This is a genomic window from Psychrobacter sp. 1Y11 (assembly GCF_052259045.1).
GTDB lineage: Bacteria > Pseudomonadota > Gammaproteobacteria > Pseudomonadales > Moraxellaceae > Psychrobacter.
The window spans coordinates 104,362-124,017 of sequence record NZ_JBQQER010000007.1; the positions used below are offsets into that span (position 1 = coordinate 104,362).

17 protein-coding genes are annotated in these 19,656 nt (G+C 43.1%); 5 read left to right on the top strand and 12 right to left on the bottom strand.

What is annotated here, in order from left to right; translation table 11 throughout:
• Nucleotides 1–12 precede the first annotated feature (12 nt).
• The 3 genes from ACTXGJ_RS07985 to ACTXGJ_RS07995 all read left to right on the top strand — a co-directional run bounded on the left by ACTXGJ_RS07985 (nt 13) and on the right by ACTXGJ_RS07995 (nt 4,700).
• Complete coding sequence (locus tag ACTXGJ_RS07985) at nt 13–444, top strand: HIT domain-containing protein (RefSeq protein WP_439243021.1); 432 nt, start codon at nt 13–15, stop codon at nt 442–444.
• A gap of 311 nt (nt 445–755) precedes the next feature.
• A complete protein-coding gene (locus ACTXGJ_RS07990) occupies nt 756–2,978 on the top strand; it encodes a neutral/alkaline non-lysosomal ceramidase N-terminal domain-containing protein (protein WP_443565616.1) in 2,223 nt (740 codons plus the stop codon).
• Between the two features lie 336 nt (nt 2,979–3,314).
• Nucleotides 3,315–4,700: an adenylate/guanylate cyclase domain-containing protein gene (locus ACTXGJ_RS07995; RefSeq protein WP_439243017.1), complete on the top strand. Its 1,386-nt coding sequence runs from the start codon at nt 3,315–3,317 to the stop codon at nt 4,698–4,700.
• A 144-nt stretch (nt 4,701–4,844) separates the two neighbouring features.
• Here ACTXGJ_RS07995 and fdx read toward each other — a convergent pair whose 3' ends face one another.
• The 8 genes from fdx to ACTXGJ_RS08035 all read right to left on the bottom strand — a co-directional run bounded on the left by fdx (nt 4,845) and on the right by ACTXGJ_RS08035 (nt 12,157).
• Nucleotides 4,845–5,183, bottom strand: a complete 339-nt coding sequence (fdx, locus tag ACTXGJ_RS08000; RefSeq protein ID WP_439243015.1) for an ISC system 2Fe-2S type ferredoxin — start codon at nt 5,181–5,183, stop codon at nt 4,845–4,847.
• A gap of 83 nt (nt 5,184–5,266) precedes the next feature.
• Nucleotides 5,267–7,144, bottom strand: a complete 1,878-nt coding sequence (hscA, locus tag ACTXGJ_RS08005; RefSeq protein ID WP_443565617.1) for a Fe-S protein assembly chaperone HscA — start codon at nt 7,142–7,144, stop codon at nt 5,267–5,269.
• 219 nt (nt 7,145–7,363) lie between these two features.
• Nucleotides 7,364–7,954 carry a Fe-S protein assembly co-chaperone HscB gene (hscB, locus tag ACTXGJ_RS08010; protein WP_443565619.1) on the bottom strand — a complete coding sequence of 197 codons (591 nt, stop codon included), beginning with the start codon at nt 7,952–7,954 and terminating at the stop codon, nt 7,364–7,366.
• A 204-nt stretch (nt 7,955–8,158) separates the two neighbouring features.
• Nucleotides 8,159–8,479, bottom strand: coding sequence for an iron-sulfur cluster assembly protein IscA (gene iscA, locus ACTXGJ_RS08015; protein ID WP_443565620.1), 321 nt, complete (start codon nt 8,477–8,479; stop codon nt 8,159–8,161).
• A 183-nt stretch (nt 8,480–8,662) separates the two neighbouring features.
• Nucleotides 8,663–9,073: a Fe-S cluster assembly scaffold IscU gene (gene iscU / locus ACTXGJ_RS08020; RefSeq protein WP_439243008.1), complete on the bottom strand. Its 411-nt coding sequence runs from the start codon at nt 9,071–9,073 to the stop codon at nt 8,663–8,665.
• Between the two features lie 151 nt (nt 9,074–9,224).
• Entirely contained in the window at nt 9,225–10,451 is a 1,227-nt protein-coding gene (locus ACTXGJ_RS08025) for an IscS subfamily cysteine desulfurase (RefSeq protein WP_439243006.1), read from the bottom strand.
• Nucleotides 10,448–10,957: an Rrf2 family transcriptional regulator gene (locus ACTXGJ_RS08030; protein WP_439243004.1), complete on the bottom strand. Its 510-nt coding sequence runs from the start codon at nt 10,955–10,957 to the stop codon at nt 10,448–10,450. The genes ACTXGJ_RS08025 and ACTXGJ_RS08030 overlap by 4 nt, the downstream gene beginning before the upstream one ends.
• A 558-nt stretch (nt 10,958–11,515) precedes the next feature.
• Complete coding sequence (locus ACTXGJ_RS08035) at nt 11,516–12,157, bottom strand: hypothetical protein (RefSeq protein WP_439243002.1); 642 nt, start codon at nt 12,155–12,157, stop codon at nt 11,516–11,518.
• A gap of 602 nt (nt 12,158–12,759) precedes the next feature.
• On the opposite strand from ACTXGJ_RS08035, the gene ACTXGJ_RS08040 reads away from it, so the two are divergent.
• The gene (locus tag ACTXGJ_RS08040) at nt 12,760–13,032 is read left to right on the top strand and encodes an HU family DNA-binding protein (RefSeq protein WP_025647025.1); all 273 of its coding nucleotides are present in this window, start codon (nt 12,760–12,762) and stop codon (nt 13,030–13,032) included.
• A 404-nt stretch (nt 13,033–13,436) separates the two neighbouring features.
• Nucleotides 13,437–15,311 carry a SurA N-terminal domain-containing protein gene (locus ACTXGJ_RS08045; protein WP_443565621.1) on the top strand — a complete coding sequence of 625 codons (1,875 nt, stop codon included), beginning with the start codon at nt 13,437–13,439 and terminating at the stop codon, nt 15,309–15,311.
• 72 nt (nt 15,312–15,383) lie between these two features.
• On the opposite strand, the gene purH is transcribed toward ACTXGJ_RS08045, so the two are convergent.
• From purH to prmA, 4 genes are all read right to left on the bottom strand, one after another.
• A complete protein-coding gene (gene purH, locus ACTXGJ_RS08050; RefSeq protein ID WP_443565649.1) occupies nt 15,384–16,961 on the bottom strand; it encodes a bifunctional phosphoribosylaminoimidazolecarboxamide formyltransferase/IMP cyclohydrolase in 1,578 nt (525 codons plus the stop codon).
• 335 nt (nt 16,962–17,296) lie between these two features.
• Nucleotides 17,297–17,593, bottom strand: a complete 297-nt coding sequence (fis, locus tag ACTXGJ_RS08055; RefSeq protein ID WP_439242998.1) for a DNA-binding transcriptional regulator Fis — start codon at nt 17,591–17,593, stop codon at nt 17,297–17,299.
• 30 nt (nt 17,594–17,623) lie between these two features.
• On the bottom strand, nt 17,624–18,577 hold the full coding sequence (locus ACTXGJ_RS08060) for a zinc-ribbon and DUF3426 domain-containing protein (protein WP_443565623.1): 954 nt from the start codon (nt 18,575–18,577) through the stop codon (nt 17,624–17,626).
• Between the two features lie 97 nt (nt 18,578–18,674).
• On the bottom strand, nt 18,675–19,601 hold the full coding sequence (gene prmA, locus ACTXGJ_RS08065) for a 50S ribosomal protein L11 methyltransferase (RefSeq protein ID WP_439242994.1): 927 nt from the start codon (nt 19,599–19,601) through the stop codon (nt 18,675–18,677).
• Nucleotides 19,602–19,656: the final 55 nt, after the last annotated feature.

A 19,656-nucleotide genomic window follows, 5' to 3' on the forward strand; every position in this document is an offset into this window, starting at 1 on the left:
GAAATAATTCTTATGTTTCAATTACATCCTAAGCTTGCCGCGGATAGTTTTTTGGTTGGTGACTTTCCTTTATCCACTTGTCGTTTAATCAATGATTGTCAGTTTCCTTGGCTGATATTAGTGCCACGAGTAACAGGAATAAAAGAGCTATATGAGCTCTCAGAAGCGGATCAAAACCAGTTTTTGCGCGAGTCAAGCTGGTTATCGAGTCAGCTGGCCAAGACCTTTCAAGCCGATAAGATGAATGTCGCAGCACTAGGTAATCAAGTACCGCAGCTGCATTTTCATCATATCGTACGCTATCAGAATGATATCAAATGGCCAAACCCAGTATGGGGCACACCTGCTATTCCTTATACGCAAGAAGTATTGGCGCAAATGCAGCAACCGCTAATGATGGCGCTACGTGGACATCACCAAATGCCGTTTGATTGGCAAATGTAATCAAACTATAAGTGTTATAAACAAAACTGAGTGCTTCTCAAACAACTTTATGGTGACATAAGCTAAAGCTGGATTTAGTTTATGTCACCATAAAGTGTTTTACATTTGTCTGTTATTCGTTATATTAGAGAAGGTTGGCTAAAGGATATAGTCAATCTGCACGCTTAAAACCATTTTCAAGTCGTCATCGTCATTGATTGAGTGCTTTGAAAGTGGTTCGAGCTATTTGATCTCAGCGAACTTATAGTGCTTGTAAATATTTATTAGCGAATATAAGTAGCTGTGATTCTACTCTATGTTAAGGATAACAGATGACGACTTCTTTTATTTCGCCCCTATTACTGCGACCGACTATGTTGCTTGTCTCTATTTGTACCGCCGTACTCGGTCTAACGTCCTGTGAGACAGATTCGGCTGACACTACCTCAGCCCAGTCCGCCAGCATACAAACGCCTGCTACAAACACACCCTCCGCAGCAGCCAGTTCCAGGACCTTGAATTATAGCGCTAATGCATCGACAAGCGCGCAGCCGATGAGCCAATATCTCGTGGGTAGCGGCAAAGCAGATATCACGGGCGCCGCTGCCGAAACCGGCATGTTTGGCTATGCTTCCGGTCAAGTGGTGCAAGGCATTAACGATCGTCTATACGCTCATGCCTTTATCATCGGTGAAGAAGATAGTAGCCAAAGCAATAACTCGGGTCAACGAGTCGTTTATGTATCGGCAGATATGGGCGCGATGTTTACTGCAGTAAAGCTCGAGGTCATCAAACGCTTGCAAGCTGATTATGGCGACTTATATGACGATGATAATGTGATGCTCACCGCCACCCATACTCATGTGAGCAATGCTGGATACTCGCATCAGCAGCTGTATCAAATTGCCAGTACTGACGATACGCTAGCAGGCTATAGCAGCCAAAACTTCAATGCCATCGTTGGCGGTATTGTCACCTCGATCAAGCGCGCTCACGATACTTTGACACTAGGGTCGCTCTCTTTGGCACAAGGCGAGCTAAAAGGGGCGACTGTCAACCGCTCAGAGTTTGCTTATAACAACAATGTGGATGCGCAAGACTTCGATACTAATGTCAATGAGACCATGACCCAGCTGCGCCTCAATGCTGCCGACGGCACGCCAGTGGGACTGATTAATTGGTTTGCGCTGCATCCAACCAGCTTTAGTAATCAATTTATGCATCTGAGCGCGGATAATAAAGGCTACGCTCAGATCGGCGCTGAAAAGATTTTTGCTAAAGATTCAAACGATAGTTTTGTCGCCGCTTTTGCCAATGCTGACGAGGGCGATGTTTTGACTGCTGGCGGCAATGCCAACTCCAAACCTGGCTATCAGGGCAGTAGTAATGAGTGGGAAAATGTCAAGCGTGATGGCCAACTACAGCTTGATAAAGCGGTCGAGCTTTGGGATCAAGGCTCGCCTGTCGCGGGTCCCGTCGACGTACGCGCCCGCTGGGTTGACTTAAAAGGCTATCAAGTCGATGGTAAATTTACTAATGGCGCAGGCAATAAAGTTTTATGTACGCCTGCGCGCGGATATTCCTTCGCTGCTGGCGGCGAGAATGGCCCATCAAACATACCTGGCGTGTATGAGGGCATGACGCGCGAGAACTTCCGTATCAATGACGATATTAATAAAATCGATCAATCCTTTTTGGGTAGCTTGACTCGCGGCGCGTTTGGTATTGTCTCAACGGTTAATCAAGATGACTGCCAAGCAGAAAAACAAGTGCTGCTACCCACCGGCAATTGGGGTTGGATCAATACTGAGCAGCCCGTACAGCTAATGCGTATCGGTAATATTGTGTTAGTCGCCATCCCCGGTGAGCCGACGACTATGGTTGGACGACGCATGCGCGCAGCGGTGTTAGAGCAGCTCAAAGACTCGGGCGTCGATACCGTTATTGTGAATGGTTTAGCCAATAACTATAGCGGCTATCTAAGCACACGCGAAGAGTTTGCTACTCAGCACTACGAAGGCGCCTCCACTGAATATGGTCCTTATCAGACTAGCGCTTACATTCAAGAATATACCCAATTGGCGCAAGCCATGCGCGATAACATAGACGTTTATGATAGGGTGACGCCGCCTGATCGCTCAAATAGGTCATTTAATGAGCGTCCAAGTGTGATATTTGATGATAAACCTATCCACCAAAGCTGGGGACAAACCCTTACGCAGCCAAACTCAAACTATCAAAAAGGCGAGGTCGCTACGGCGGTATTCCGTGCTGCGCATCCCAAAAATAACCTCCGTACCGAAGACAGTTTTTTAATTGTGCAACGCTATGAGAACGGTCAGTGGATTGACTATCTAAGCGATAGCGACTTTGAGACCACTTATACGTGGCAGCGTCAAGGCGTGGCATATAGTAAGGCGATTATCGATTGGCGAATAGCAGATGATACCCCCGCTGGTACCTATCGCTTGACCCATCAAGGTGACTGGAAGAATGGTTGGACGCGCAAGATAAAACCGTATTCAGGCGCTTCTAATAGCTTTACGGTTCAGTAAGTAGAGTACATTTCGAGCCACTTTAAGCTTATAAACGCCGAATATAAATATCTAATTCATTGTGACTATTGAATATTGCTCAGCTAGTGTTATCTAATCGTTTAAGGACCTTAGGATCATTTAACTGAGCATCATTTACCTAAGTCGCCATTTAAATGACAAGTGGTGTTTTTTTGGTTATCATTGCCGTGGGCTTAGCAGGCTTAAAATATTATAATGGATTAGACCCTTTATCACGTTTCAATAATCATAAGTTTCCGGTTATCTGAAATATTATGATTATCCCTTCTTCTGTAAGAATATTTTTTACGGTTACTCAATAAAGCGAATAAAAGCATGTCAATTTTAGAGATGTTAAAACCGAGATTTTCACTAAAAACCAGTGAAGGTTTTAATTTTAACTATCCTGAGGTTTATGTGTTGCTACTGAGCGTAGCTCTAATTGCCTTACATTTTGAGTTCAGCCCAACTTCGATGGCACTATTTGTCATTATCTCTTTACCTAGCTTGATGATTCTTATTTATAACTACCGGCGTCTCTCAAACTTTTGGACTTCGAATGCGGTTGTTGTTTTATTAGCGACAGTGATTGGGGTAATGCAATTTTGCATAGTGATTGCTTTGAGTTTAGCCCTTTTGATTGCTGTGCGCATCATTATTAGCGCAGCAGAGAACCGCGCTAAGCTTTTGATGGCAGCTACTATCACTATGGTTATTTTTTATTATGTTAGTATCACTTTAAGTGGTTCTAACATAGATTGTGACCAAGGCTTCGTACCGCCTACAATTCTTTTTGCTAGTATATTGGTTGTACTCGGGCAGTTTTGGTTTTTTTATAATAAGTACATCAACTATAGTATGGCAATAGAGCAGTCTAAAGGCAGACTTAGCACAATGGTGTCAGTGATCAGTAAGTTGACGCGCTTTGTACCGCCGCAGATATGGCAACCTATTGTTAAGTCGAATAGCGAGGTTCAAGTCGCTAATAAACGCGCTAAGCTGTCCATTATGTTCTCAGATATTGTCGGCTTTACTGAACTATCAGATAGCCTAAGCGCTGATAATTTAGCCGATATTTTGAATACTTATATGGAGGTGATGACTAGTATCGCTAATAAGCACGGAGCGGTATTAGATAAGTTTATTGGCGATGGTATGGTTTGCTTCTTCGGTGAGCCCAATAGTCGCGGAGTACGTCAAGACGCGCTAGATTGTGTGGCGATGGCGATAGATATGCGCCGTGAGATGCGCTCGCTGAGACAAAAATGGCGATTGATGGGTTTTGATGGTTTATACGTACGTATTGGTATTACTACCGGCTACTGCCATGTCGGTAATTTTGGTAGTAGTAGTCGTTTAAATTATACTATTATCGGTAGAGAAGCCAATCGGGCAGCGCGTTTAGAGCAAGCCGCTGGCAACGATGAGATTTTAATAAGCCAAGCGACTTATGACTATATTTGCCATGATTATCAGTGTAAGTATGCTGTCAGCTATAAATTAAAAGGTTTTGATGATGTGATTCGTGCTTGGCAGGTTCTGGATCCCGACGTCGATAAGGATGAGTCGTCCAAATGGGTCGATCATACTCTGCCTGGTTTTAATCTACATCTCAACTTCAAGGATATGAAAAACTATGATTATCAAGAGATTAGAAATCGTCTAAACTTCGCCCTAGAGCGCCTCGAAAAAGAAGAGAGTGATTCAGTGTCAGGTCAATAAATATATCAACCCCTATTTTAAAGCTTTACTGGTAAGAACTTTAAAGTAAAAAACCCAACGATTCTAATAGAATCGCTGGATTGTTGTATTTACTTCTTCTAATGTAAGACAATCTCATCATTAATAGATGGATAGTAGAATGGTTTAATGGTTTTCTTTGGCATGGTTCAAAGTATATTTGGGTATCTCGATAGTTAAGTCGTCATCTTCGACAGTGACTTGGCAAGATAGACGAGAATCAGGCTCAAGCCCCCAAGCGCGATCTAATAAATCAGCTTCAATATCGTCCATCTCATCTAAACCATTGAAGCCTTTGCGTACGACGACGTGACAAGTGGTACAGGCTTTGGACATCTCGCAAGCATGTTCAATTTTGATGCCTTTTTCGAGTAACGCTTTACATAAGTTACTACCAGTCTCAAGCTCAACTTCAGTGCCTTCAGGACAAATCTCGTGATGGGGAAGTACAGTAATCTTTGGCATAAATAATCTATCCACGATTTATTAATTAAAAGTGTATGGGGTAATATAGTTAAAAGTCTCTGTCGCAAGCGCTCGTTTTCTGGCTACCAGTCAGTTGCACTAGTGCCCGCCATATTAGTCTTGACGCTTTGATTCATGATGCTAGCAGCAAAAGCATCGCTTAGAGGTTTGAGCTTAGCTTGTTGTGCCTCGATATGGGCTAAATCATCAGTGGTAAGCGCCTGTTGTAGGTCTTGCATTTGTGTCGTTAATGCCTGTTTAGCGTCTGCAGTGAGTAAATTGTCAAAATCACCCAGCGCTGATTGTAGCGCTAATAGCTCGCGTTCAGCTTCGACTTTTGTTTCAATCAAAGAGCGCGCGTTCTTGTCTTCTTCAGCGTGCTTAAAACCTGCTACTAAAAGCTGCTCTTTTTGCTCATCAGATAAGCCGTAGGATGGGGTGATCTCGATCTGGCTTTCAGTACCCGTACTTGTTTCCTGCGCGCTCACAGTCAGCTGTCCGTTAGCATCGATGCTAAAGGTCACTTCGATACGGGCAAAGCCAGCTTTCATCGGCGGAATACCGTAGAGCTCAAAGCGCCCTAATGAGCGGCAATTTTCCACCGTTTCACGCTCACCTTGAACCACATGGACCACTAAGCCTGTCTGCCCATCTTGATAGGTGGTAAAAGTTTGTCGTTTTTTAACAGGAATGGGCGTATTACGCGGAATGAGCACTTCAACTAAGCCGCCCATCGTCTCAAGCCCAAGCGATAATGGCGTAACGTCAAGCAAAAGTAGATTATTATCGCTATTACCGTTGACAAGCTGATGCGCTGTTTGCGCGGCGCCTAAAGCGACTACTTCATCAGGATTAAGACGAGATAGCGGCTGCTTGGCAAAAAAGTCAGCTACCGTATTCTGAATAGTCGGCATACGCGTAGAGCCACCAACCAAAACCACTTCGTCTAAGTCTTTGACTGATAATTGCGCATCGCGTAGCACTTGCTCGCAGACTGTTAAAGTCCGGCGGCTAACAGGCTGTGCAATAGCAAGTAAATCTTCGTGAGTTAATAGGCCTTGAAAAGTTTGCTCATTGATAGTGATATCAACATCTACTTGCGGGCTATCCGTTAGCGCCTGCTTATAGGCTTTAGCCTGCTGAGCTAAGATAGATTTATCATGGCGACTAACCTCAGCAGGATCTATACTGAGCTGCTTGATCAACCAATTAACCAATAAGCGGTCAATGTCATCGCCGCCTAACGCACTATTGCCGCCGGTAGCTAAAACTTCAAACACGCCATCGGTAAGTTTCAAAATAGACACATCAAAAGTACCACCACCCAAATCATATATCAGGTAGTAGCTTTCAGTATCATCCTGATTAGGCTTATCGAGACCATAGGCAACTGCAGCGGCAGTCGGCTCATTGAGTAGTCTTAATACCTTAATACCGGCCGCTTGAGCAGCATCTTTGGTAGCTTGACGCTGAGCTTCATCAAAATAGGCCGGTACGGTAATGACAGCGCCTTCAATACTATCGGCAGGCAGAGCCTCGATTGCGCGCTCATTTAGCGCAGCTAGTATACGTGCTGATACTTCTACTGGTGAGACATCCCCTTGCGCAGTCACAAATGCCGGCATAGCGTTTTCACTACCGCTGAGCTCATAAGGGTGTGAAAACTTTATGTCTGCTTGACTGCGACCCATAAAGCGCTTAGCGGAGATAATAGTATTCTTAGGCTCATCTGCAAGATGAGCTAACGCCTCAGAGCCAACTAAAGGCGTCCCAGTAACAGGGTAGTAAACCACAGAAGGAAGGAGCGTATCCGTATTTTGCTGTGCTGGCAGGACTTGCGCTTTGCCTGAACGGACGACTGCTGCTAATGAACGCGTGGTTCCTAGATCAATACCAAGGCCAAAACGATGTTGGTGAGGCTGGGCACTTTGATTGGGTTCAGCAATTTGCAATAAAGACATAAGACGGCTCAAAAGTAAAAGTGAAAAATAAGAGAGTAATAATGACAGCAGCTATAAAGGTCTATTGTTATTACATCCTCTAAGACCAGACTAAGTCATGCAGATTATACGTCATTACTGCCATTACCGTAACTCCGGCAACGGTTATATAGGTATAAAGGCTAAAGACGATTTATAACAGTAAAATATGAATAGAGAATATATGTCTAACTCTTAATCTTAAACATACAGGTCGTCGTCGTCTGCTTGTTCAGCGTTAGCGAGTTCATCAAGCGCTATAGTGATATCGGCATTGAGCTTGACTAAGAACTTTAGCTTTTGGGTCGCATCGATTGCTGTTTGCCACTGCTGCTGCTGATAGGCGTTTATGAAGCGAGTTGACTGCTCATCTAGGCGGCTAGTAATCTGCGGATGGAGTTGCTGTAGACTTGAGCGTTCTTTGTCCTCAATAGCGGTCTCTAAATCAATACGTAGATCCATTGCATCATCAAGGAACTCTAAATCAGCAATAGAATGCTCTAAGGTCTGTGCTTGCCCAGCCATGTCTAACAGATAAGCGGCTCGGCTATCTGGATGACTCAAAATTTGATAGGCCTGATTGATAACGGCTGACGCTTGTCCAGACTGCTGTAAATTATCACTATCAGTAGCTTGAGTTTTGGTGATATTGTCAGGATGATAGCGCTTTTGTAGCAAGCGCAGACGCTGATCCAACGCTTGCTGAGATAATTCAAACTGTACAGGCTGCTCAAATAAAGCAAAAAAATTGTCGAACTGAGCGTCTGACTGCGTATTGTTATCTGAAGTCATATTTTGACCTTTATGAAAAGTTATACTCATTTATTATTATATTTTAGAATTAGTTGCTATTAAAAGACGAGCTACTATAACCCGCCGGTTTTTCAATCAAGAGTCAAGTATTAGTCACACTATTACTCAAAAAAAAAGCGAATCATTTTAAGTTTATTCAACTGTAGGACTGTGCTTGTACACTCTAGCAAACAAGCTAAACCATCATACGGTAAATGATTCACCGCAGCCACATTCGCCTTTTTGATTAGGGTTAGTGAACTTAAAGCCCTCATTCAACCCTTCTTTTTCGTAGTCCATCAACAGACCATCGAGATAGACCAAGCTTTTTGGATCGATGAAAATACTAACACCGCGACTATCATAACGCGTATCGTTATCGTCGGGAGTATCTACAAACTCCAAAACATAGGCCAAACCTGAGCACCCTGCAGTACGAATACCGACACGGATACCTTCACCTGTGCCGCGATTGTCTAAAAACTCTCGAACATGCTGAGCGGCGCGTTCTGTCATTTTAATCATGCCAACTCCTATTGTTTATCAATAACTGATACTGTTAATAATCGATATTATGATAAGTAAACTCATCAGTAAGGTATAAAATAAAGGTGACAATGGCATAAGCTTTATTGTCACCTCCAAAGTCTAGAGAGCTAAGCGCTCTATAGACTCATTATAAAGATAGTATGCCTTGAACTAAGCAGCTTAGTGCGCGACTTCTTCTTGTACATCGCTGGTGCCATGCTTACCTTTATAGTCACTAATCGCTGCTTTAATAGCATCTTCTGCTAATACTGAGCAATGCACTTTGACTGGTGGCAGAGCTAGCTCTTGAGCGATATCATTGTTTTTTATCTCACTCGCTTGATCTAAGCTTTTGCCTTTTAGCCACTCAGTTACCAGCGAGCTTGAAGCAATAGCGGAGCCGCAACCATAAGTTTTAAAACGGGCATCTTCAATGATACCGTTATCGCCAACCTGAATCTGTAAGCGCATAACGTCACCACAGGCTGGAGCACCAACCATACCGGTACCAACATTTTCGGCATTTTTATCAAGGTTGCCGACATTGCGAGGGTTTTCGTAATGATCAATAACTTGGTCACTATAAGCCATGGGTTTTCTCCTGGTTAGACGATGAGTTATGAAGCATTCTAGTGTTACTGCTTCGATGACTCATCTGTAATTGGGGTCAAACGTATTAATAATCTGTATTTTTATTTACTCATTGTGCTTAATATTCATCGTACTTGAACTTGCGGCTATCTTAGTGCTCAGCCCATTCAACTGAGTCTAAGTCTACGCCGTCTTGATACATATCCCAAAGTGGCGATAGAGCACGTAATTTATCAACAGCGCTATGCATTTGCGAGAGTACTGTATCGATATCTTCTTCAGTAGTATAGCGGCCAAAGCTGAAACGAATAGAGCTATGCGCTAATTCATCAGAGCGGCCAATAGCGCGCAATACGTAAGAAGGTTCAAGCGTTGCTGAAGTACAAGCAGAACCTGAAGAGACCGCTAAATCTTTTAGTGACATCATTAAAGATTCCCCTTCAACAAAATTGAAGCTAATATTAACGATATTAGGAACACTGTGTTCAAGATCACCGTTCAAATAGATCTCTTCAATATCTTGCAAGCCATCCCATAACTTCTGACGCAGCTTGGCAACGTGCGCATGATCTTCTTCGCGCTTTTCTTCAGCTAAGCTAAAGGCCGCGCCTAAACCAACAATCTGATGCGTTGGCAGAGTACCTGAACGCATACCGCGCTCGTGGCCACCACCGTGTTGCTCAGCTTTTAGACGTACACGTGGTTTACGGCGAACAAATAAAGCGCCGATACCTTTAGGGCCATAAGCTTTATGACCTGAAAAACTCATTAAGTCAACTTTGGTCGTCTCGACATCAACTTTTATTTTGCCTATGGCTTGAGCGGCATCAACATGGAAGATAACGCCTGCTTCGCGAGTGATTTCACCGATAGCGGTGATGTCAGTAATCGTGCCAAGCTCATTATTGACCGCCATTAGTGAGACTAAAATAGTGTCCTCACGTAACGCTTCTTTAACTTGCTCTGGTAGTATCAGCCCTGTACCTTTTTGCGGCTCAAGATAAGTAATTTCAAAGCCTTCTTGTTCAAGCTCACGGCAAGTATCTAGTACCGCTTTGTGCTCAATTTTACTCGTGATAATGTGCTTACCACGCGAATGATAGAAGTGAGCCGCGCCTTTAATGGCTAAGTTATCAGATTCGGTTGCGCCTGAGGTAAAGACAATCTCACGCGGATCAGCGTTGATCACTTCTGCAACTTGTCCGCGCGCTGTTTCCACGGCTTCCTCTGCTTGCCAACCGTAACCATGCGAGCGTGAAGCTGGGTTACCAAAGATACCATCTACCGTTAAATATTCGCTCATTTTTGCAGCAACGGGCTGAGCAACAGGGGTAGTAGCGGCGTAGTCTAAGTATATTAAATTATTATGTTGGCTCATGCTGGGTTTGCCTCGCTAGTCGATAAAGTAATGGTATTGATGTCTTTTAATGAAATCTCTTTAGAGGAGCTGTGCTGGCGTTCTGAAATCGATTGCACATTTTCCATATCTAATAGTTGTGCTAAAGTTATATTTTTCAAGTACTGCTCAATATGATTTGACAAAGCGCACCATAAATCATGAGTCAGACACATAGTGCCGCCTTGGCAGTCGCCTCGCCCTTCGCATTGCATAGCATTAACGGATTCATCTACGGCTGAGATGATGCTCATGACATCAATCTCGTTTAGAGGCTTTGATAAATAGTAACCTCCAGCAGCACCGCGAATACTAGTGACCAATCCTCGTTTACGTAACTTAGAGAACAGCTGCTCAAGATAGGAGATCGATATTGATTGTCGCTTAGCGATGTCAGATAAAGATACTGCACTATCTTGTTGACTGGTCTGCAGTGCCAAATCTAGCAGTGCAGTGACGGCATATCTGCCTCGGGTAGTTAAACGCATGAAAGATCTCCAAACTGATTAGTAGTAAGCTTAAGTAGGTAAAGTGCTGCTTTTAACATTCCAGTATTGGACTGGTTATGTATTAAACCTATTGCCCCAACGAATAGCTTGAAACCAACGAGTTAGTCGCTGATGAACAACAAACTAATGGTCAGTAAGTCATACGCTATGGCTATCTCACAACAGATGGTTAATCCAATAAATGTCGCGATAGAAGTATTATACTTAATCCTGAGTAATTTAGTCAAGATTAAAGTGTTGTTGAAGCATTAATTAAATTTAAGGTAACGATTAATAATATCAATTGATGAGAATGCCAACAAAATCAATATACTACTGTTACTTCTATATTGAGAATAGCAGGGATGGTCACTAATCACGAGAAAGGGGGAAAAGAGGAGATTTTGAATCAAGTTGCTTGGTATAGTAATGCTCAAGAGGAAGTAAATAATGATAAGATACATAATAGTAGAGCAAGCACTACTACTATGTATCTTTAAGATGAAGGACTAGTATTTATCGCTTACAGTTATATGCTTAAAATATAGCCGTTTATTATTAATTTACAAAAAAAGCAATAACAGCGATTAGAGCAATGACTGCCGCTACAACAGTAATAATTGTTAGAAGCTTTTGTTTACTCTGCAACTCTTTAAGAGTAGTTTCAAGCTCACGGTTCTTTATGGTGAGTGTATTAATTTGCGTTTGCTGTTCAGCGATGCGCGCTTTGTAATTATCGGTTTTTTCCTGCTTTTCAGCATCACTAGGTTTGGTTTTTCCACTACCTTTTATTTTTTTGATGAGTCCTTGAATGATGCCGCCTAAACCCATTTGCATAATAAACTGTTTGACCAGTTGTACTTGAACCACTTCCCCGCGTACTTGCAGCTTTTCAGTAGTCTCGACATCATGAGTGGTTAGCGCATTAATCACTTGAATACTATAAGCATTGATAATGACATCAGGCTCACTACGATCTGCCGGCATGCTTGCATCTAATAGCACCCCTTTATAGCTAAAAGTGGCAAACACCTCGACATGAGGTAAGTACAAGCGCAAACACACTAACGTGTTTTGTTTAGCCAAAGGGTATGCTGCTTTACGTAGCTCAGGATCTAAGCGTAATAATAACGTCATTGCTGATTCAATAAAAACCAAAATGATATTGAGCAGAGAATGAGACAATGTAGAACGCTTCATGTCAATTATCCATAGTTATGGGGTGAATTATCGGGAGTAACGAAATAGTGAGCAAAGCAATAATAATGCAAATTCTTGCTAAGAGTAGCGTAAAAACGCGGATTGTCAAAATTAATATGTGTCCTAGCGTTTTTAATTTAGCTGCTTAGTCCGTTTAGATCAGCCAGTTTAGGATTGCTGCAGCTATGCTGTTGCTCCCATACTGACAAACTTATCATAAAAATAATGTTATCTGGTGTCAGTAACCGAATTGTTGCTCTGCTAGCAATGTCATTGGGTCTAGAAAATAAATCATTCACAGAATTAGCAATTAAAATAATGAGTTAGACGAGCTGATTAGAGATAAAAAGTAACACCGATAAAAATAGGGGCAAGAAAGTTACTGGTATTTTACGTAACGTTAAGTGTCGAATGCGTTGTAGAGTACACAAAAAAATGTAAAATCGCTTGCGCTCCCTATGCTGCCTTGATATAAAGACTTTAATAAAGCGTAACCCACAAACACGTAAGCCTATAGTTATCGTTATTGCTTAAGCACCATCAGAGCGATACAATAGCTATGGTTAACGTTTATTACAGCCCTTAAACTTGAAGGAAATTTTATGAATAAGTCAGAATTAATTGATAGCATTGCAGACAAAAGCGGTCTAAATAAGACTCAAGCTGGTGATGCATTGAACGCTGTTATGGAAAGCGTTGGTGAAGCACTAGAAGCTGGCGAGAGCATCTCACTAGTAGGCTTTGGTACTTTTAGTGTTAAAGATCGCAAGGCACGCACTGGCCGTAACCCTAAGACTGGTGAAGAATTGGCTATCCCAGCTAGTAAAGTACCTAGCTTTAAAGCCGGTAAAAACCTAAAAGAGCGCTTAAACTAAGCCATACTCTAAGCAGTGTCAGTGTCAGTGTTATTAGTTAGTACCGTCTTTTTATGTTCATTGAGCTAATATTTATGACTCTAACTATATTGAGATAACACTGCAAATAGCACAAAAAAAGCATCTTTAATTGAGGTGCTTTTTTTATGGGTAAAAAAGCTATGAAAGGCGAGACGAATATTTTGAGTCTATTGCAAAAATCACGTATCATAGGCGCGCAGGTCTAGCTTGCTCAATCGCTGAAATAGCAGTCATTCTCTTCTCTTTTGCATTGATATGTTTTGCCTTAATACTTATATATTGACAAGTATTGTATATTATTGATTCTGACCATTATCGATCTTATTAAGACTGATACTATTATAATGGTTCTCCCAACACGGTTTAATAAAGCAGAAATAATTATGGATAAATTGCGCGATTTTTTGAAAACTTGGCCCGGTCGCATTTTATTGATTTTATGCCTAGCGCCATTAGCGCTGTTGGGTGTTGAGAGCTATTTTGGCGGGAGTGTTGATCCCAACCAAATCGCTCAGGTAGGAGAGGCTAGCGTTGGACTTAGCGAGTACCAGTCTGCGGTGAACAGTCGACGTGCTGAGCTGTTGGATCAAGTCGATGATGCCAGTTTGATAAATGAAGACGTGCTACATGAGCAAGTCTTAAAGGGTCTGATTGATCGCACACTACTTGAGCAGCAAGCTGGTAAGCTGGGTATGACCGTATCTGATGACACAATCAATCGCTTATTGTTGCAAGAAGAGATATTTAAAGACGCAGAGGGTAACTTCTCAAACGATCAATTTTCGAACTTTTTGCGTCAGCGCGGGATGACCAAAGATCAGCTATTTGCAGAGTTTCGCAATCAGTTGAGTCTAGATCAGCTTAATGCCAGTATCGTAGGAACGGCTATTTATCCGATGCGCGCTGTCAATCAGCTGATCGACTTGCAACTTGAAACCCGTAAGGTTTGGCTTCATCGCTTCAATTGGCAGGACTATCAACAGCAAGTAAAAGTCACGCAAGCGGATGTAGAGACTTATTATAATGCCAATAAAAACAAGCTAAAAAGCGACGCTATGGTCGATCTTGCTTATATTCAGCTGATACCGGCGAACATCGAAGTCAATCAAGTGACTTCAGAAGAGTTAGAGCAGCAGTATGAAAGCTATAAGCAGCAGCTTGGTGTGGTTGATGAGCGCATGATTAGCCAGATCCTTTTGAGTGGTGATGATGCCAAAGCGCGCGCCGATAAAGTGCTCGCTGAGCTTAAGCAAGGCGCTGATTTTTCTACGCTTGCCAAACAGTATTCTGATGATCCTACTGGCACTAGTGGCGGCGCTATCGGCCGTTTTAACCCTTCGGTATTTGGCAATGATGCGGCTAAGGTTGAAGACGCGCTTGAAGGATTAGAAGTGGGAGAAGTTAGTCCAGCCGTTAATACGAGCTTTGGTTACCAGATCTTCAAGGTCACTGCAGACAATGGCGACGATGTGCCTACTATGGAGAGTATGCGTGAAGAGCTGACTGCCAAAGCCAAAGAGTACAAGCGTCAGACTATTTATGCGGATAAAGTCACTGCGATTAATGATCTAGCAGCAGATGGCTTTAGTATTGAGGATATCGCTCAACAAGAAAATGTGACGCTTAAACGCATCAAAGACTACCGTAAACAAAATAACACTTCAGTACTAGCGCAGCCGGCAGTTATCAAGCAAGCCTTTGATGAATTTACGATTCAAGATCAAGCGGTGACGACTGGTATTGAAGTCGGTAATGGTATGGTCTGGGCGCAGCCGAGTAACTATCGTCCTACTGAGACTTTGAGCTTAGCCGCTGCCAAGCCGATCATCACTCAGACCTTGCTCAAACAAAAAGCCAGTGCTCTGGCTCTAGCTGATGCCAAAAAGACAGCCGCCGCTATTGATACTGTCGATGATATCGCCAAGCAAAACGTGACTTTTCAAGCGTTAGGTGAAATTACTCGTCAGACACCTTTATTATCTGATAAAGAGCGCGGCCTTGCGTTTAGTAAGCAAGCGCCTATGAATGGGGTAGTTGCCATAGCGAGTACTACGGAAGAGGGTGCGTCAGTATTAGTGGGTGATCATATAGAAACTCAGGGCGAATCACAGTTATCGGCAGCAGAAAAATCACAAACCGCTGCTATTATCCGTGATAATTTAGGTCAGGATCAGTTGCAAGATTACTTAGACTACTTACGCTTAGTCTATAATGTTGAGATCAATGAGGCGAATATGGCTAACGCTCAAGTTCGCTAAATAAAAGAATAATCATAAAAAAGCCACCGTCGATACGGTGGCTTTTTCGTGCTTAACAATTAATCAAGCTTATTAATGACGGAAATGACGCATACCGGTGAATACCATCGCTATGCCATGCTCGTTAGCCGCAGCGATAGTCTCGTCATCACGCATAGAGCCACCGGGCTGGATAATAGCAGCAATACCTACTTCAGCAGCATTATCGATACCATCACGGAAAGGGAAGAAGGCATCTGAGGCCATTACCGCGCCTTCAGTAGCAAGACCTGCATGCTCGGCTTTGATAGCAGCGATACGAGCTGAGTTGACACGGCTCATCTGCCCTGCGCCTACGCCGATAGTACGCTTGTTTTTACCGTAAACGATAGCGTTTGATTTGACGTATTTGGCGACAGTCCAAGTAAATAATAAGTCCGCAATTTGAGCCTCTGTCGGCTGTACGTCAGTGACGATTTGCAAGTCGTTAGCTGTGATAATATCTAAGTCTTGTTCTTGTACTAGTAAGCCACCGTTAACGCGCTTATAGTCGAGTTTGCCTTGGCGCTTAGTTGATACTGGCAGCTCGCCGCAAACCAATACTCGAACGTTTTTCTTCGCTGCAGTTACTTCTAGCACGCCATCTTCAATACTTGGCGCAATAATCACTTCAACAAACTGGTTATCGATGATGTCTTTTGCCGCCGCTACGCTAAGCTTAGTATTAAAAGCGATGATACCGCCAAAAGAGGATTCAGGATCGGTGCTAAAGGCCGTGCGATAAGCAGTGACTTGATCGAGATCAACGGCAACACCGCAAGGATTAGCATGTTTGACGATAACGCAAGCGGGGGCGGTAAAGGCTTTGACGCACTCAAGAGCGGCGTCAGTGTCGGCGATATTGTTATAAGATAACGCCTTACCTTGCAGCTGTTTAGCGGTCGCAATAGAAGCCTCTTTGTCGTTTAAAGTGGCATTTTCGATATAGAACGCCGCTTGCTGATGCGGGTTTTCACCGTAGCGCAAATCCTGCGTCTTATCGAATTGTAGATTAAGTGTGCGAGAAAAAGCTTCTGGCTGCTGCGTTTCATTGACGCGGCTGCCTAAGAAGTTTGCAATCATGCCATCGTATTGAGCGGTATGTTCAAAAGCTTTTACGGCCAAATCGTAGCGTAATGCTGAGGTGAGAGTCGTGCCTTTATTTAGAGCAGACAAAACACGCTCATAATCACTAGGGTCAGTTACGATACCGACGTCAGCATGATTTTTTGCTGCGGCACGAACCATAGTAGGGCCACCGATATCAATATTTTCAATAGCCTCAGTCATAGTCACGTTAGCTTGTGCAATCGTCTCAGCAAACGGATATAGATTGACAACGACCATATCGATGCGCTCGATAGCATGCTCACTCATAATCGCGTCGTCAGTACCTCGGCGGCCTAAAATACCGCCATGAATCTTGGGATGTAGAGTCTTGACGCGGCCGTCCATCATCTCAGCAAAGCCAGTATAGTCAGAGACTTCTGTGACTTCGACATTATTCTCTTGCAGTAAGCGAAAAGTGCCGCCGGTAGATAATAAGCCAAAACCGGATTCGATTAGGCCTTGAGCGAATGCTACAATTCCTGCTTTATCTGATACGGAGAGGAGAGCTAGTGGTTTTGTCATCATAAAATCATTCCATAAAAATCCTGAGAATAGAAGGCATTAAACCGCAAGCATGGGCTGCTAGCAATTTATACCTTATAGGTTCAGGCGAGGGGATATAAGCAAAACAAGCCAGGAACTAATTGGCTCAATGATTGCCATGAGTAAGTCGTGATAAGCATTATAAAATATGTAGTTGCTTATATAGTTACTACTGTCATAACGATTAGTGATTAAGGCAATAGCAAAAGGTCGCTATGATAAAACATTTAGCTAGTAGGTACAAAAATTTGTTTTTTTTGCTCAAAATAATTCGTTAAAATATGCGACGCTTTAGCGCTTATAGGTCCAAAGGGTTACATCAAATCGTAGCATTTTAGCTTTTTTCGTAAGGTTCCACGATTCAACCCTAATATTTGCGCGCACTTCGTTTGATTACCGCGAGTCTTTTCGAGGACTACTTTTAATAGTGGCAGCTCAACTTCTTTTAGGATGAGCTCATACAAATCAGTCGGTAACTCATCGCCTAGAGCTAAAAAGTACTCACGAACCACACGCTCAACATGATGACGTAAAGGCTCGGAGCTCTCTGAGCTTACATAATCAACGCTTTGGGCAAAATGATTGGCAGAGGCCTGCACAGATGGTGTCATAAGGTGATGTCCTCAATATTAGGCAGATGATCAGTAAATAGGTTCAATAATAATCCTATCAATTTGCTGGGGAGTCAGAGGGATAGTAAGCATAAAAGATTGGCTGTAATTGGCAGATAACTGGCTTTGATGAGCCATCAAGTAATCGTTTGGCATAGCAATGAACTCACCAACTAAAGCCTCGCTACCATAAATACTAACCTTAAGACTAGGCACCAGCTGCGTCTGCGCACTTTGATTCGATAGCGTAGCTTGAACATCGCTAAAAGCGTTGGCCGCTTTGATCTTGCTTGCTCTAAATGTGAGATCTGAGATCGCAAAAGCATCTAGGTCAGCAGAGGGTAAGCGACACGCTGCTATCACACAGACAGCCTCTAAACGGGCAGCATGGTCTGGGTTTTTGATCAAAGTATTTAAATTAAAAATAATATATTGCGCAAATAAAGATAGGATTAATACTAAACAACCAGCGCTCCACAATAACATCGCCACTGATTGTGGCCCATCATCGTATGGATTCAAGCGCAGCTCTTCGTTTTGGGCTAAGTTACGCTGTCTTGAGCGTTGATATAGATAATCATCGCTCAAAGTCCGGTCAGCTTTGTTAGAGGACAACAGCTGCGGCTTAGTTGAGAGAGCTGTTGACTCAATAGTCGATTCAGAAGCGCTATTATCAAAAGCTTGCGCTTGAGTATGACCAGGCTTTTTATCACGATTAAGGTTACCGATAGAGCTACTGCTATGCTTGCTGAGCAGCTCTTCGAGCCAATTATTATCCGAAAGAGTACTGTTTTCTAGTTTGGCTGCGCCAGCTAATGAGTCATCATGAGCAGAAACAATTAGATGTTCATTCACCAAAAAACTATGCTGACAATGAGCACAGCGCATCTGCGTACTCGGCTTGTGTAAAAGCTCTGGCAATTCGGCATTCAGATCAAAATACATCTCACAACTAGGACACTGAGTTCTGATACACGTAGTCATGTTATCAAGTCCGAAAACGATGTTCGTTAATTCTACTAAGCCACAATTGGCGATAAGCAGTTACTACTAATATCGTAACAGATGTAATTAAATGTTGCTAGCCTGTAAATGTTCCTGAGAGTCGTTGCCAGTGATGATCTTCTTGCGTGGTAAAAGCATGTTTAGGGTCGAGAGCAAAATACGGCTGATAAGCATCAGTGACTTGCTCAGTCTGCGACTCAATGAGACCTGCTAAAACCAGCCTACCTTTTTCAGCGATAAGCGTTGCAAAATAAGGAGCCAACCCAATAAGCGGTTTTGCTAAGATGTTAGCAACTATCATATCTACCGGTATTACCTCATTATTAGCACAATAATCGTTGAACTCTTCTGGTAAGAAAGCCAATAGACGCTCATCAACTTTATTACGCTCAGCGTTTTGCTTAGTAGCTAATACCGCTTGTGGATCGATATCTACAGCATAAACTTGACGCGCGCCCAATAATAAAGCGGCTATCCCTAAAATACCAGAGCCGCAGCCATAATCAATGACGACTTTATCTTGTAAAGGCTCTGCTGTTAGCCAGTCTAGACATAAGCGCGTGGTCGCATGGTAGCCCGTACCAAAAGCTAAGCCTGGGTCCATAATAATATTGGTCGCCTCAGGATTTGGCGGTGTCAGCCATTCAGGTACAATCCAAAGGTTATTGGCGCATTCAATAGGCTGATAATGCGTCATCCATTCGCGCTCCCAGTCCTTGTCATCCACAGCGCTAAGCCAAGTGCGGCTAGCATTTACTTGTGCAGCGATATCATGGCTTAACTGCTCGAGAGCTTGTTTGTTACCTTGCGCGCTTGCGGCATCAAAGATACCGGTCAATACCACCTCATCCCACAATGGCGACTCGCCTGGTAGCGGCTCAAATAAAGGTTGATCGCCTGCATCGTCCAACATAATGGACAGCGCGCCCGATTCTAATAACAACGCTTCAGCCAAATCAACGTTAGTTTTTATACACTGTAGATGCAGTTGTTGCCATGCCATATAAATGCCTTAATAAAAGTGAGTTTAAAAATAATGATAGAATTGAATGCGACCG

Bases quoted from the DNA above. Each gene is read 5' to 3' on its own strand.
- ACTXGJ_RS07985 (WP_439243021.1), top strand. From the start codon at position 13: ATGTTTCAATTACATCCTAAGCTTGCCGCGGATAGTTTTTTGGTTGGT.
- ACTXGJ_RS07990 (WP_443565616.1), top strand. From the start codon at position 756: ATGACGACTTCTTTTATTTCGCCCCTATTACTGCGACCGACTATGTTG.
- ACTXGJ_RS07995 (WP_439243017.1), top strand. From the start codon at position 3,315: ATGTCAATTTTAGAGATGTTAAAACCGAGATTTTCACTAAAAACCAGT.
- fdx (WP_439243015.1), bottom strand. From the start codon at position 5,183: ATGCCAAAGATTACTGTACTTCCCCATCACGAGATTTGTCCTGAAGGC.
- hscA (WP_443565617.1), bottom strand. From the start codon at position 7,144: ATGTCTTTATTGCAAATTGCTGAACCCAATCAAAGTGCCCAGCCTCAC.
- hscB (WP_443565619.1), bottom strand. From the start codon at position 7,954: ATGACTTCAGATAACAATACGCAGTCAGACGCTCAGTTCGACAATTTT.
- iscA (WP_443565620.1), bottom strand. From the start codon at position 8,479: ATGATTAAAATGACAGAACGCGCCGCTCAGCATGTTCGAGAGTTTTTA.
- iscU (WP_439243008.1), bottom strand. From the start codon at position 9,073: ATGGCTTATAGTGACCAAGTTATTGATCATTACGAAAACCCTCGCAAT.
- ACTXGJ_RS08025 (WP_439243006.1), bottom strand. From the start codon at position 10,451: ATGAGCCAACATAATAATTTAATATACTTAGACTACGCCGCTACTACC.
- ACTXGJ_RS08030 (WP_439243004.1), bottom strand. From the start codon at position 10,957: ATGCGTTTAACTACCCGAGGCAGATATGCCGTCACTGCACTGCTAGAT.
- ACTXGJ_RS08035 (WP_439243002.1), bottom strand. From the start codon at position 12,157: ATGAAGCGTTCTACATTGTCTCATTCTCTGCTCAATATCATTTTGGTT.
- ACTXGJ_RS08040 (WP_025647025.1), top strand. From the start codon at position 12,760: ATGAATAAGTCAGAATTAATTGATAGCATTGCAGACAAAAGCGGTCTA.
- ACTXGJ_RS08045 (WP_443565621.1), top strand. From the start codon at position 13,437: ATGGATAAATTGCGCGATTTTTTGAAAACTTGGCCCGGTCGCATTTTA.
- purH (WP_443565649.1), bottom strand. From the start codon at position 16,961: ATGACAAAACCACTAGCTCTCCTCTCCGTATCAGATAAAGCAGGAATT.
- fis (WP_439242998.1), bottom strand. From the start codon at position 17,593: ATGACACCATCTGTGCAGGCCTCTGCCAATCATTTTGCCCAAAGCGTT.
- ACTXGJ_RS08060 (WP_443565623.1), bottom strand. From the start codon at position 18,577: ATGACTACGTGTATCAGAACTCAGTGTCCTAGTTGTGAGATGTATTTT.
- prmA (WP_439242994.1), bottom strand. From the start codon at position 19,601: ATGGCATGGCAACAACTGCATCTACAGTGTATAAAAACTAACGTTGAT.